Consider the following 13,189-nt stretch of genomic DNA (forward strand, 5'->3'; position numbering starts at 1 on the left):
CCGTCGGGTCGTCGGGTCGTCGGGTCGTCAGGCGAGCCTGATCTCGTCGCCCTCCACCTTGATCCGCGCGGCGGGCAGCGGCTCGGTCGCCGGGCCCTGTTTCACACTGCCGTCGGTCGCGGAGAAACGGCTGTCGTGACACGGGCAGACGATCACGCCGTCCGCGACGTCCTTCACCGCACAGCCCTGGTGGGTGCACTTGGAGGAGAACGCCTTGAACTGGCCCGTCGTCGGCTGGGTGACCACCACACCCTGGTCCCCGAAGACCTTGCCGCCCCCGTCGGGGATCTCGGAGATACTGCCGAGCACGGTGCCGGAGTCGGAGTCGGCGTCGGCGTCGGAGGAAGCGCTGTCCTCCGAACCGCAGGCGGTCAGCGCCACGGCGAGCCCGGCCGCGCCGGCCGCGGCGATGACGGTACGGCGGGCGGGCGCCGAGGCGGGGTGGAGCGATTCGCTGGCCATGCTGAACGTTCCCTTCCAGGAGCGTGATGCGATCTGTCGGTCCGTTGTCGGTCTGTCGGGATCTGCACGGGTTTCGCGGTCTCATCAGCAGTACGACCGGGGAGCGGCGGGAGTTCAGTACTCACCCGGATCTTCACCCGATCGAGACGCGGAGCCCACCGGGCGGCCCGCGCCCACCCTGACCACCCCAGTAACCTGGGGCGATGGTCAAGGAAGTCACCGCGACCCGCTCCATCACGCCCTTGCGTGAGGGCGGCTCGCTGCCGGGGCTCGTCCACCGCCGGGAACGCAACCAGGCCGAAGTGCCAGGGCACGTCTTCGCCCGGATCAAGACCTGAAGGATCCCGCCGCCGACCAGGCTTCCGCCCGCACCTCCCATCGGCGTTGGGTGCGCTGGTAGCTTCTCACCGTGATTGCCCCTGGGAGCGGGCCCCGCGTTCGTCTGTGCCTGGAAGGGCCCCCGCAGGTGGCGAGCCTGGGTGTCGGGGTCCATGGCGCCACACGTGCCACGGATGTCTTCTGCCTACCGGACCTGTGGCAGTTCCATTTGTACGGGTACACGGCCGATCTGACGGTGGACGGTACCCTCTACGCGATCCGGCCGGGGCGGGTGAGTCTGGTCCCGCCCGGGGCCAAGGTCCGTTTTCGCTATCCGGGCCGCTGCGAGCACTTCTACGTCCACTTCGCGCCGGTCGCGGCGTCCGTGGGCGGCTCCGAGGGCGGGGCGGTGACGGTGCCGTTGATGCAGGATGCGGGGGCCGAGGCGCCGGCGCTGACAGGGCTGCTCCGCAGCGCCGCCGCCGTGGCGTCCCGTAACCCGGCGCGGGCGGCAGCCGAGGTGTGGACAACACTGTGGCGGGTCGCTGAACTGGCGGTGTCGGCCGACGGACCGCGCCGGGCATCCTCCCCCGTGGCGGCGGTGATGGCCCATGTGGAGTCCCATCTCGCGGAACGGTTGACCGTGCCGGACTTGGCGCGGGTCGCGGGTATCTCGCACAACCACCTGACCCGGCTGTTCCGCGCCGAGACCGGTGCCACCGTAGTCGCCTACATCCGGGCCCGGCGCATGGAGCGGGCTCGGCATCTGCTGCGTGAGTCGACCCTTTCGGTGTCGGCTGTCGCCGCCTCGGTCGGTATCGCCGACCTCCAGGCGTTCAACAAGGCGTGCCGGCGCGAATTCGGAGCGTCTCCGCGCGCCTTGCGCGGGGGGACCTGTCCTCAGACCCGTCCGCTGCCACGGTAGAGGTCCAGTTCCCCGTCGAGTTCGAGGGCCAGGACCGTCGCGTACGGGTCGACGTCGCCGGGTGCCGGAGCGTCGATCCAGGTCATACCGGGCACTTCGTGCAGCCCGCCGCTGCTGGTATGGCCGAGTTCCGCTCCGCTTCCCACCACACTGACCCGCTTCACCGGGGTACGCAGCCCCCGCACCGCGACATGTTCGCGTGGTGCGTCGAAGCAGGTCAGGAACAAGGTGCGGCCATCCTTGGACAGAGTGCTCGCGCCGTGATGATGGCCCGGGGGCAGGCCGGCAACCGTGCCGTACACCGCGTCGGAGTGTCGGGCGATCCAGGTGCCGAGGCCCGTCAGCCGCTGCGCCTGAGGCTCCGTCACCGTTCCGTCCTCGCGGGGGCCGACGTCCAGGAGGAGGTTGCCTCCCATGCCGATCGTCTCCGCGAAGTACCGCACCAGCATGCCGACCGTCTTGTGACGGTCGTCGGTGTGCCGGTAACCCCAGGAATCGTTGACCGTCAAGCACAGTTCCCAGGGCCCTTTCGGGGCCCGCACCGGCAGGCCCTGCTCCGGGGTCGCGTAGTCACCGTGGCTGAGCATCCGAGCGTTCAGGACGGTCTGCGGATTGATCGCGAGAATACGACGCGCCAACTCCGGTATCCGCCATTGAGCCTCGCTGCGCTCCCACTCGCCGTCGAACCACAGCAGATCCGGCCGGAACCGCTCGACAAGTTCGGTGACCTGGCCGTCTCGGTAGGTGAGGTAGCGAGCCCACGCCTCCGGGTCCTCGACCCCGTCCTTCGGTACGACGTACGGGTTGCTGTCCACATGGTCGTGGTGTGGTGGATCAGGGTGGATCACGCTGGCGTAGTCCGGGTGGTTCCAGTCGGAGTGCGAGTAGTACAGACCTACCTTGAGGTCGCGCTCTCGTAGCGCGTCCGCATGGGAGGTGATCAGATCCCGGCCGGCGGGAGTACGGCGCACCACGTCCAGGTCACCGTGGGCCGTGTCCCACAGGGCCACGCCGTCATGGTGCCGGGCGGTGAGCACCGCGTAGCGCGCACCCGCCCGCACGAACAGATCGGCCCAGGTTCGTGGATCGTACCGAGACGCAGTGAACCCGTGCAGCTGGCGCATGTACCTGTCGCGGGGAACCTCGCCCGTGTAGAACGCCCAGGATTCGGGCACGCCGTCGACGGCGTAGATGCCGTAGTGGACGAAAATGCCCAGTTTCGCATCGGGGAACCACGGTTGCATCGGCATGCCGTCACGCTAGGCGCCTGCTGAGCGGCGGCGCGTGGCCAGGAATCACTACTGGTGGTGCGTTTTCACCCTCTCGCACCGACCACGAACCGTGAAACGTGGAAACTCCCCAGATTCTCCCCAGATTCTCCCCAGGGTGGTCGTCGCCGATTCCGCGGCGCACGCACACGTGGAGATAATCATGGAGAGCAGGCTAGAGACTTGGATGACCTGGGAAAATGCTGAATGAAGTCACCGCGACCCGCTACATCACGCCGCTGCGTGAGGGCGGCTCGCTGCCGGGGCTCGTCGAGGCCGACGACCTCGGGACGTACGTCATCAAGTTCCGCGGCGCGGGTCAGGGCCGCAAGACCCTGGTCGCCGAGGTCGTCTGCGGTGAACTCGCCCGTCGGCTCGGCCTGCGGGTGCCCCGGCTGGTCACCCTCGACCTGGACCCGGTGCTCGGGCTCGGCGAACCCGACCAGGAGGTGCAGGATCTGCTGAAGTCCAGTGGCGGCACCAACCTCGGCATGGACTTCCTCTCCGGCGCCCTCGGCTTCGACCCGCTCGCCTTCGAGGTGAGCGCCGAGGAGGCCGGGCGGATCGTGTGGTTCGACGCCCTGGTGAACAACGTCGACCGCTCCTGGCGCAACCCCAACCTGCTGACCCGGCGGGGCGAGGTGTGGCTCATCGACCATGGCGCCACCATGATCTGGCACCACAACTGGCCCGCCGCCGAAGCCTCCGCGGCCCGTCCCTACGACGCCTCCGACCACGCCCTGCGCTCCTTCGCGCCGGATGTCGCGGGCGCCGCGGCGCTGCTCGCCCCGCAGGTCACCGAGGAACTGCTCGCCGAGGTCACCGCCGCGATCCCCGACGCGTGGCTCACCGGTGAGCCGGGCTTCGACACCCCCGACGAACTGCGCGGCGCCTACGCACGGCCGCTGCTCGCCCGTGCCGCGGGCATCCATGACCGCGTCACCGGCCTGGAGGCCCCCCAGTGAGCGAGCAGCACATCAACGTGGCCGGGCGGATGACCGGGCGTCACATCACCCGGGCCGGTCAGGGCGGCGGTCGGGACGTCTACGAGTACGCCCTGCTGCGGGTCGTGCCGCGCGTGGAGCGCGGCGAGTGCGTCAACGCGGGCGTGCTGCTCTACTGCCGGGCGCGCGGGTACGTCGGCGCCCTCACCCATCTGGACGAGACCCGGTTGCGCGCCCTGGACCCGAAGGCCGACGTGCCCGGCGTACGGGCCGCGCTGCTGGCGGTCGAGCGGGTGTGCGCGGGCGGCGCCGCGGCCGGGCAGGCGGCGGGCGACGACGCCGGTCGGCGCTTCCGCTGGCTGGTCGCCCCCCGCTCCACGATCGTCCAGCCGGGCCCCGTGCACACCGGACTCACCGCCGACCCGGAGGCCGAGAGCCGCCGACTGCTGGAACTGCTGGTGCGCTGACGCGCCCAGTGCCCTCAGGTGCCTCCAGGTGACCCAGGTGCCCAGGTGCCTCCAGGTGACCCAGGTGCCCAGGCGGTGCGGCGCCAAGGAGGTCAGGCTTCTGGGCGACCCGGCCACCCGGCGACCCGGCCACCCGGCGACCCGGCGACCCCGCCACCCGGCGACCTGGTGATCGATGCCGGAGGGCGGGCCCGAACCCGTCTCCCGGGGCGCCGCGGCCCGAGGTAATGGATCACATCACCCGTGCCCCCGTTGACACGGAGTGCCGTCGCTTCTAGCGTCACGTTCTGCCGAAGGTACTAAGCGGTCGCTCATCACAGGGGCGGGCCGCGGGAGCCGCATCCCCGAGGGCGAGGAGTAGCAGCCATGGCCACCACTGAGCAGCGGGTCGCAGTCGTGACCGGAGGGGCGCGCGGGATCGGCGCCGCCACCGCCGTACGACTGGCCGCCGAGGGCCGCGCGGTCGCGGTGATCGACCTGGACGAGGCCGCCTGCAAGGACACCGTGGAGAAGATCACCGCGGCCGGCGGCACGGCCCTCGCGGTCGGCTGCGACGTCTCCGACGAGGCACAGGTCGAGGCGGCGGTCGCCCGGATCGCCCAGGAACTCGGCGCCCCGACGATCCTGGTCAACAACGCGGGCGTCCTCCGGGACAACCTGCTCTTCAAGATGAGCGTCACCGACTGGGACACCGTCATGAACGTGCATCTGCGCGGCGCGTTCCTCATGTCCCGCGCCTGCCAGAAGCACATGGTCGACGCCGGGTTCGGCCGGGTCGTCAACCTGTCCTCGTCCTCCGCGCTCGGCAACCGCGGCCAGGTCAACTACTCCGCCGCCAAGGCCGGTCTCCAGGGCTTCACCAAGACCCTCGCCAAGGAACTCGGCAAGTTCGGCGTCACCGCCAACGCTGTCGCGCCCGGCTTCATCGCCACCGACATGACCGCCGCCACCGCCGAGCGGGTCGGCATGGGCTTCGAGGACTTCAAGGCCGCCGCCGCGACGATGATCCCCGTGCAGCGCGTCGGCGAGCCCGACGACATCGCCAACGCCGTCGCCTTCTTCACCGGCGACTCGGCCGGTTTCGTCTCCGGTCAGGTGCTCTACGTGGCCGGCGGCCCGCTCGACTAGGAAGCTGGGACTCGGGCATGCGGGAACTCGGCAACGCGGGAACGTGAGGAAGACGGACATGACGGAACTCTCCGGCAAGGTCGCGCTGGTCACCGGCGCCAGCCGAGGCATCGGGTACGGCGTCGCCGAGGCGCTGGTCGCACGCGGCGACCGGGTCTGCATCACCGGCCGCAACGAGGAAGCGCTCAAGGAGGCCGTCGAACGGCTCGGCGCGGACCGGGCCATCGGCGTCCCCGGCAAGGCCCACGACGAGGCCCACCAGGCCGTCGCCGTCGAGCGGGTGATGGAGGCGTTCGGGCGGGTCGACTTCCTGGTCAACAACGCCGGTACCAACCCGGTGTTCGGGCCGCTCGCCGATCTCGACCTGGGGGTGGCGCGCAAGGTGTACGAGACCAACGTCGTCTCGGCACTCGGCTTCGCTCAGCGGACCTGGCACGCCTGGCAGCGGGAGAACGGCGGCGCCATCGTCAACATCGCCTCCATCGCGGGCCTCGCCCCCTCGCCGTTCATCGGCGCGTACGGGATCAGCAAGGCCGCGATGATCAACCTCACCGCGCAGCTCGCGCACGAGTTCGCGCCCACGGTGCGGGTCAACGCCATCGCCCCGGCCGTGGTGAAGACCAAGTTCGCGAAGGCCCTCTACGAAGGCCGCGAGGAGGAGGCCGCCGCGGCCTACCCCCTGGGCCGGCTCGGCGTCCCGTCCGACATCGGCGGCGCCGCCGCGTTCCTCACCTCCGACCAGTCCGACTGGATCACCGGCCAGACCTTGCAGGTCGACGGCGGCCTGTTCCTCAACGCCGGGGTGGGCTGACGCCCTACAGCCCACCAGCCCTCAGGGCCAGCGGGCAGGGCGCGGGAACGACCCGGGCCGGCCGTGCGGTGCGCCGCCGCGGCCGGCCCTTCCCGGTGGCCGGATCAGGCGGTCACGGTTGACGGAAACGGTGTCGCTGTCAACGTAAGGGCCGGGCCCGGGGTGGAATTTCAGCCATGACAACGTCGTCATTTCCCGGGTGTTCCGTGGGCTCGTGTAAGCGCGGTTCAGGCGGCTTTTGGCTGCGGTATGGTCTGCCGACCCTTGGTATGGCAGATCGAGGAGCGTACGCGTGTTCAACCGGAACCGATGCCTGCGGCCCGTCGCCGCGCTCGCGTCCCTGTCCCTGGCCACCGGATGCGGGTTGTTCTCGGACAGTGGCTCGGACAACGCGGAACCGATCGTCGTCGGCACCACCAGCGCGCCCAGCTCGCTCGATCCCGCCGCCTCCTGGGACGGCTCCTGGGAGCTGTACCGGAACATCTACCAGACCCTGCTCAGCTACCCGAACGGCGCGACCGTGCCGGAGCCCGACGCCGCCGAGAGCTGTGAGTTCACGGATGCCTCGAACACCGAGTACCGCTGTCTCCTGCGCGAGGATCTGACCTTCTCCGACGGCCACGCCCTCGACGCCGACGTGGTCAAGCACTCCATCGACCGGATCCGCGCGATCGACGTGCCCGGCGGCCCCGCAGGGCTCCTCGGCACCCTGGACCGGGTGCAGATCAGGGGCGACCACGAGGTGGTGTTCCACCTCAAGACCTCCGACGCCACCTTCCCGTTCGTGCTCGCCACCCCGGCCCTGTCCCTCGTCGACCCCGAGCACTACCCGGCCGACGCCCTGCGCGAGGGCACCGACGTGACCGGCTCCGGCCCCTACCGCCTGGCCTCCTACGACGAGAACAGCCGGGCCGAACTGGTGCGCAACGACAACTACAAGGGCTTCGCCGAGCGCCGCAACGACGCGGTGACCATCCGCTACTTCCAGGACTCGGGAGAGATGGTCCAGGCCCTCAAGGCCAAGCGGATCGACGTGACCTACCGGGGGCTCGCCGCCGACGACATCGTCTCCCTCCAGGACCAGAACCCCGACTCCGGCCTCCAACTGGTCGAAGGCACGGGCACCGACATCAGCTATCTGGTGTTCAACCCCAAGGACGAGATGGCGGGCGAGCCCGCCGTGCGCAGGGCCGTCGCCCAGATCGTGGACCGTGCGGCCATCGTGCACAACATCTACAAGGACACCGTCGAGCCGCTGTACTCCATGGTCCCGAAGGGTGTCACCGGCCACACCACCGGCTTCTTCGACGACTACGGCGAGCCCGACGCCGCCAAGGCCCGCGAGCTGCTCACCGAGGCCGGCATCACCGCCCCCGTCAAGCTCACCTTCTGGTACACCAGCGACCGCTACGGTTCCGAGACCGCCGTTCTCTTCAAGGAGCTGAAGCGCCAGCTGGAGGAGTCCGGCCTCTTCGAGATCACCCTGAAGAGCCGCCCCTGGAAGAGCTATGTGGAGGGCTACCAGAAGGGCGAGTACCCGGTCTTCGGCCGCGGCTGGTTCCCGGACTTCCCGGACGCCGAGAACTTCATCGCCCCCTTCGTCGGCGACCAGAACGCCCTCGGCACCCCCTACCCGGCCCCGGAGATCACCGGCACCCTGCTACCCCGCTCGCGCAAGCAGCGCGACCGCGCGCAGATCGTGGACGACTTCGAGGAGGCCCAGCAGATCCTCGTGGACGACGCCCGGCTGCTGCCGCTGTGGCAGGGCAAGCAGTTCATCGCCGCCAGTGAGGAGATCTCCGGCGGGGAGCGGGCCCTGGACCCCTCCACGATCATGATGATGTGGCAGCTGTCCCGCAAGACCAGCTGGTAGACGCTCCGCGCGGGCGGCCGGAGCCGGTCCGTGGACCCGGTTGTCAGTGGTCGCCTGTAGGTTCGGAGAACCGCAAGAGACCGCACACCGTAAGGAAGTTCACGTGACCGACATCGCCATGCTGCCCGAGTCCTGGCGCGGAGTCCTGGGCGACGAACTGCAGCAGCCCTACTTCAAGGAGCTGACGGAGTTCGTGGAGGAGGAGCGGGCGAAGGGTCCCGTCTACCCTCCGCGCGACGAGGTCTTCGCCGCCCTCGACGCCACGCCGTACGAGGACGTGAAGGTCCTGATCCTCGGCCAGGACCCGTACCACGGCGAAGGCCAGGGCCACGGCCTGTGCTTCTCGGTCCGCCCCGGGGTGAAGACCCCGCCCTCCCTGCGGAACATCTACAAGGAGATGCAGGCGGAGCTGGGCACCCCGATCCCGGACAACGGCTATCTGATGCCGTGGGCCGAACAGGGTGTGCTCCTGCTGAACGCGGTGCTCACGGTCCGGGCCGGTGAGGCCAACTCGCACAAGGGCAAGGGCTGGGAGAAGTTCACCGACGCCGTCATCCGCGCGGTCGCCGACCGGCCCGACCCGGCCGTGTTCGTGCTGTGGGGCAATTACGCGCAGAAGAAGCTGCCGCTCATCGACGAGAGCCGGCATGTGGTGGTGAAGGGGGCCCACCCGTCCCCGCTGTCGGCGAAGAAGTTCTTCGGTTCGCAGCCGTTCACGCAGATCAACGAGGCGGTGGCCGCTCAGGGCCACACCCCGATCGACTGGACCGTCCCGAACCTGGGCTGACCGCCCTGCCCGACCGGGGGCCGACCTGAGCAGTCCGGCCTCCGGTCGGTCCCGGTCGGTCTGGTTACGGCCCCGGTCATTCCCGGTCGGTCCCGATTGTCCGTGGCCGGTCCGGTATCGGCCCCGGTCGGCCCGCTCCGTCCGGTGAGCCCCGTCCGTCCATGGCTGGGCGAGCCCGCTCCGGGGGTCCGGCCCGGTGCGGCCTCGGCGGGAATGCGGGTGGCGCCGGTCAGCGTCGGTTAGCGTCGGACCGGACATCTCGTGAGCGGGCGGAGGCCGTGGTGACGGAGCGACAGGAGCAGTCGGTGCCGGACCCCGTGACGACCCGGATCGGGCAGGTCGTCATGTTGCATCACGCCGGGGACCGCGAAGAGGCCCGCGACCGCTTCCTACGGCTGTGGGCCGAGATCGGTGAGCACGGGGACCCGCTGCACCGCTGCACCCTGGCCCACTACCTCGCCGACACCCAGGACGACCCGGCCGACGAACTCGCCTGGGACCTGAGGGCGTTGGCCGCCGCCGAGGAGCTGACGGACGAGCGGGCCGCCGGGCACGAGAGCGCCCTCGCGGTGCGAGCCCTGTACCCCTCGCTGCATCTCGGGCTGGCCGCCGACTACCTGAAGCTCGACCGCCCGGGCGCCGCCCGCACCCATGCGCGCCGCGCCCGCCTCGCCGCCGCCACCCTCGCCGACGACGGCTACGGCAACGGGGTCCGTGCGGCGATCAGCCGCCTGGAGGAGCGGTTGGTACGGAACGGTGAGGACGGAGCCGACGGAGTTGACGGGTCCGACGGACCTGACGGACCTGACGGACCTGACGGACCTGACGGACCTGACGGACCTGACGGACCTGGCGGGTCCGACCGGGGTGACGGTGGCGGTGGCCCGTCCTGGACGCCGCCGCGGCAACGGCTCTGAGACTCGCCGGACCGATCCCACGCCTCCGCCGCCGTCGTCCTCCCGGCCGCTGTCATGCCCCCTCATCGCCCATAGGTCCGCTCACAGATCCGGGCCTCGGGGCTGCCCTCGCGCCAGCCCCCGTACTGCTGGCCCAGCGCACACACATCGGTGCGCTCGCGGACGTCCTTCCCGATCGCGCCGGCCAGGTCCTGGGGCGGGGCCGGACGGTGGGGTCGGGGCGGTTCCGCGCGGTCGGCCCGCGGGCGCGGCTCGCCGCGGGGGACGGCGGGCCGGGGCGCCGGGCGCGCGGACGGTGCGGTGGCCGCCCGACGGTCGGACGGGGGCGGCTCGGCCTCAGGTGACCGTGCCGGGCCGATCATCTCCAGCGCCTCACGGGCCGGTGCCTGCACGATCTGCGGCCCGGTGTTGCCGTCCGGCTTCGGCAGCGGGGGCGGTGCGGGGGTCGCCGTGGCCGTCGGCCCGTCCGGGCGCTGCACCGTCGTACAGCCCGCGAGGGCGGTGACGGCGACGGTGACCAGGAGCGTCGCGGTGGTGGTTCGATGCACCCGCGCAACTCTGCTGGCTCCCGCCGGGTTCCGGGCGGTGACAGGCGCAGGTTGACCCACACGGGTGAGGTTCAGTCCCCGGTCGTCCCGTCCAGCCGCTCGCGCAGCAGATCCGCGTGGCCGTTGTGGCGGGCGTACTCCTCGATCATGTGGGTGTAGATCCAGCGCAGATTGAACGGCTCGAACGGCTCGGACCGGCGGCGGCCATGGCCCTTGGAGAGGTCGTCCAGGGCGAAGCCGGCGGCGTTGCGGCGGGCGGCGGCGATCTCGGACTGCCAGGTGGCGTACGCCTCCTGCCAGGTGTCCGCCTCACCGACATGGAAATCGCCGTCGTGGTCCTCGGGGGTGTAGTAGATCGGCGGGGTGTCCTCGTCGGCCAGCGTCCTGCGGAACCAGCCGCGCTCGCACTCCGCCAGATGCCGTACCAGCCCCATCAGGGTGAGCCCGGAGGGCGCCACGGCCGGGGTCCTGAGCTGTTCGTCGCTCAGTCCCTCGCATTTCACCGCGAGCGTGGCGCGGTGAAAGTCGAGCCAGCCCTCCAGCATGGTCCGCTCGTCGGCGGTCTGGGCGGGCACACTGCGTTCGATGATCGTCATGGGTGCATCCTGACCGGGGGGAGCCCGGATCCGCCACGGCTTATCGCCCGCCCGCCAGCCCGCCAGCGCCCTTCAGCGCCCGTCAGCGCCCGCCTGCCGTGTCTGCCGTGTCTGCCGTCCCCGTCCCCTCGGCTTCCAGCATCCCTGTCACCAGTTCGCGCAGCCCCGCCCGTACCTCCTCCAGGCTCGGCACCCGCGTGCTGAAGGAACCGGCCGCGCACGAGAACATCAGCCCGTCGGCCCAGGCGATCAGCGAGAGCGCGTGGCGGTCGGGGGCGGTGGAGCCCAGGCCGGTGACCATGGCCGCGAGTTGATCGCGGAAGACGGCGCCGGTCGCGTCGTAGTAGGCGCGCAGTTCGGGGCGGCGGGTGGCCTCCAGGGCGAGTTCGTAGCGGGAGATCAGCAGGGTGCGGTGGTCGGTGAGGGAGCGGTGGACGGCCAGGGCCAGCCCGCTCACCAGGGATTCGACGCCGCCGCGCGGATCGGGCATCTCGCCGAGCGCGAGCACCCTGGCCTCCCGTTCGGCGTGCCGCCGTACCGCCAGTTCCAGCAGGGCCTGGCGGCTGCGTGCCACGTTGGAGGTGGAGCCCTGCGGCAGCCCGGCCGCCTCGTCCACCGCGCGATGGGTCAGCCCGCGCATACCGCGCTCGGCGAGCAGGGCGATCGCGGTGTCGGCGACGAGTTCCGCCCGCGCGGAGGCGGGGGAGCCGGCGGGCCCGGTGGGTCCGATGGAACCGGTCGTGCTGGTGATGCCGCCGGGGGCGGGGTGCTCGGACATGGGCTCAATCTACCTCCCTCACTACACCTGTAGTACAGTCGGAGCGCGGAGGTCACTACGGATGTAGTACCCCGTGGTGAGCGGTGAGTGGTGAGCAGTGTGAGCGGTACGAGGAGGAGCCATGGAGCGGACCCCTGTGACCCCGGCGACCCTGCCCCCTACGGCTGTGGTCGTCGGCGGCGGCATCGGCGGGCTCACCGCCGCCGTGGCCCTGCGCCGACAGGGCATGCGCGTCACCGTCCTGGAGCGCGCCCCCTCGCTGGAACCGGTGGGCGCCGCGATCTCCCTCGCCCCCAACTCCCTGCGCGCGCTGGACGTCATCGGGCTCGGCGACGAGATCCGGGCCCTCGCCGCCTGGCAGGGGGACGGCGGGCTGCGCACCCCGAGCGGACGCTGGTTGGCGCGGGCGAGCGCCGCCGCCACCGCCGAACGGTTCGGCGGACCCCTGGTGCTGCTGCACCGCGCCACGCTCATCGACGCCCTGACCGCGCGGCTGCCCGAGGGCACGGTCCGCACCTCGGCCGAGGCGACCCTGGTCGACCCCGGCGACGACGACCACCCGGCCAGGGTGCGCACCGCCGAGGGGGAACTGGCGGCCGACCTGGTGGTGGGCGCCGACGGCATCCACTCCGCCGTACGCCGGGCCCTGTTCCCCGACCACCCCGGGCCGGTGTACTCCGGCTTCACCACCTGGCGGGTCGTCATCCCCGTCCCCGGCGTCACCTTCGCCTCGCACGAGACCTGGGGCCGGGGCAGGATCTGGGGCACCCACCCGCTCAAGGACGGCCGGGTCTACGCCTACGCCGCCGCCCTCGCCCCCGCCGGCCGGCCCGCCGACGACGAGCGGGCCGAACTGCTGCGCCGCTACGGCGACTGGCACGAGCCGATCCCCGCCGTCCTCGCCGCCGCCCGGCCCGAGGACGTGCTGCGCCACGACGTCCACCATCTCGCCGAGCCGCTGCCCGCCTACCACCGGGGCCGGACCGCGCTCGTCGGCGACGCCGCGCACGCCATGCCGCCCACCCTCGGACAGGGCGGCAACCAGGCCATCGAGGACGCGATCGTGCTCGCCCACCACCACGCCGACCTCGCCGCCTACTCGGCCGCCCGGCTGCCCCGTACGACCAGGATCGCCCGTCAGGCCGTACGGGTCGCCCGGATCAACATGACCGCCAACCGGGCCGTCATGGCCGTACGGGACACAGCCGTCGCGGTGCTGTCCAAGGCCGGGCCCGCGCTGTTCCTCAAGAGCTTCGACGGCATCGCCGACTGGCACCCGCCCACGGAATCGCACACGCGACCGGAGCCGGGCGCGGACGACGCCGTATGCTCCGAGCAGCCCACCGCGGGCCAGGACTGAAGGACTA

At 71.3% G+C, this 13,189-nt stretch carries 14 protein-coding genes and 1 pseudogene; 10 read left to right on the top strand and 5 right to left on the bottom strand.

Features of this window, described 5'->3' with window-relative positions:
• Window positions 1–27: 27 nt before the first annotated feature.
• Window positions 28–462 carry a Rieske (2Fe-2S) protein gene (locus tag ACIQNG_RS04230; RefSeq protein WP_401482538.1) on the bottom strand — a complete coding sequence of 145 codons (435 nt, stop codon included), beginning with the start codon at window positions 460–462 and terminating at the stop codon, window positions 28–30.
• 203 nt (window positions 463–665) lie between these two features.
• Between ACIQNG_RS04230 and ACIQNG_RS04235 the strand changes: the two genes are divergently transcribed.
• Both ACIQNG_RS04235 and ACIQNG_RS04240 read left to right on the top strand, forming a co-directional pair.
• Complete coding sequence (locus tag ACIQNG_RS04235) at window positions 666–800, top strand: hypothetical protein (RefSeq protein ID WP_401439576.1); 135 nt, start codon at window positions 666–668, stop codon at window positions 798–800.
• A gap of 128 nt (window positions 801–928) precedes the next feature.
• Window positions 929–1,705: a helix-turn-helix domain-containing protein gene (locus ACIQNG_RS04240; RefSeq protein ID WP_401439404.1), complete on the top strand. Its 777-nt coding sequence runs from the start codon at window positions 929–931 to the stop codon at window positions 1,703–1,705.
• Here ACIQNG_RS04240 and ACIQNG_RS04245 read toward each other — a convergent pair.
• The gene (locus ACIQNG_RS04245; RefSeq protein ID WP_401482539.1) at window positions 1,681–2,955 is read right to left on the bottom strand and encodes an alpha-L-fucosidase; all 1,275 of its coding nucleotides are present in this window, start codon (window positions 2,953–2,955) and stop codon (window positions 1,681–1,683) included. The genes ACIQNG_RS04240 and ACIQNG_RS04245 overlap by 25 nt on opposite strands.
• Before the next feature lie 218 nt (window positions 2,956–3,173).
• Here ACIQNG_RS04245 and ACIQNG_RS04250 point away from each other — a divergent pair, with 218 nt between their 5' ends.
• The 7 genes and pseudogenes from ACIQNG_RS04250 to ACIQNG_RS04280 form a co-directional block, all read left to right on the top strand.
• The gene (locus ACIQNG_RS04250; protein WP_401482540.1) at window positions 3,174–3,938 is read left to right on the top strand and encodes a HipA family kinase; all 765 of its coding nucleotides are present in this window, start codon (window positions 3,174–3,176) and stop codon (window positions 3,936–3,938) included.
• Between the two features lie 29 nt (window positions 3,939–3,967).
• The gene (locus ACIQNG_RS04255; protein WP_401483028.1) at window positions 3,968–4,384 is read left to right on the top strand and encodes a DUF3037 domain-containing protein; all 417 of its coding nucleotides are present in this window, start codon (window positions 3,968–3,970) and stop codon (window positions 4,382–4,384) included.
• Between the two features lie 366 nt (window positions 4,385–4,750).
• On the top strand, window positions 4,751–5,512 hold the full coding sequence (fabG, locus tag ACIQNG_RS04260) for a 3-oxoacyl-ACP reductase FabG (protein ID WP_401482541.1): 762 nt from the start codon (window positions 4,751–4,753) through the stop codon (window positions 5,510–5,512).
• 58 nt (window positions 5,513–5,570) lie between these two features.
• Window positions 5,571–6,323, top strand: coding sequence for an SDR family oxidoreductase (locus tag ACIQNG_RS04265; RefSeq protein WP_401482542.1), 753 nt, complete (start codon window positions 5,571–5,573; stop codon window positions 6,321–6,323).
• A 292-nt stretch (window positions 6,324–6,615) separates the two neighbouring features.
• Complete coding sequence (locus ACIQNG_RS04270; RefSeq protein WP_401482543.1) at window positions 6,616–8,196, top strand: ABC transporter substrate-binding protein; 1,581 nt, start codon at window positions 6,616–6,618, stop codon at window positions 8,194–8,196.
• 103 nt (window positions 8,197–8,299) lie between these two features.
• On the top strand, window positions 8,300–8,983 hold the full coding sequence (locus tag ACIQNG_RS04275) for a uracil-DNA glycosylase (protein ID WP_401482544.1): 684 nt from the start codon (window positions 8,300–8,302) through the stop codon (window positions 8,981–8,983).
• Window positions 8,984–9,264: 281 nt separating this feature from the next.
• Window positions 9,265–9,780, top strand: a pseudogene (locus ACIQNG_RS04280) (hypothetical protein); the annotation flags it as partial.
• Window positions 9,781–9,962: 182 nt separating this feature from the next.
• On the opposite strand, the gene ACIQNG_RS04285 reads toward ACIQNG_RS04280, so the two are convergent.
• From ACIQNG_RS04285 to ACIQNG_RS04295, 3 genes are all read right to left on the bottom strand, one after another.
• Window positions 9,963–10,448, bottom strand: coding sequence for a hypothetical protein (locus ACIQNG_RS04285; RefSeq protein ID WP_401482545.1), 486 nt, complete (start codon window positions 10,446–10,448; stop codon window positions 9,963–9,965).
• 71 nt (window positions 10,449–10,519) lie between these two features.
• Window positions 10,520–11,044 carry a DinB family protein gene (locus ACIQNG_RS04290; protein WP_401439429.1) on the bottom strand — a complete coding sequence of 175 codons (525 nt, stop codon included), beginning with the start codon at window positions 11,042–11,044 and terminating at the stop codon, window positions 10,520–10,522.
• Between the two features lie 82 nt (window positions 11,045–11,126).
• On the bottom strand, window positions 11,127–11,822 hold the full coding sequence (locus ACIQNG_RS04295; RefSeq protein ID WP_401482546.1) for a TetR/AcrR family transcriptional regulator: 696 nt from the start codon (window positions 11,820–11,822) through the stop codon (window positions 11,127–11,129).
• A 121-nt stretch (window positions 11,823–11,943) separates the two neighbouring features.
• Here ACIQNG_RS04295 and ACIQNG_RS04300 point away from each other — a divergent pair, with 121 nt between their 5' ends.
• On the top strand, window positions 11,944–13,182 hold the full coding sequence (locus ACIQNG_RS04300) for an FAD-dependent monooxygenase (protein ID WP_401482547.1): 1,239 nt from the start codon (window positions 11,944–11,946) through the stop codon (window positions 13,180–13,182).
• The last annotated feature ends 7 nt before the right edge of the window (window positions 13,183–13,189 follow it).

Source organism: Streptomyces sp. NPDC091377 (assembly GCF_044757045.1).
In the GTDB taxonomy this organism is placed as follows: Bacteria; Actinomycetota; Actinomycetes; order Streptomycetales; family Streptomycetaceae; genus Streptomyces.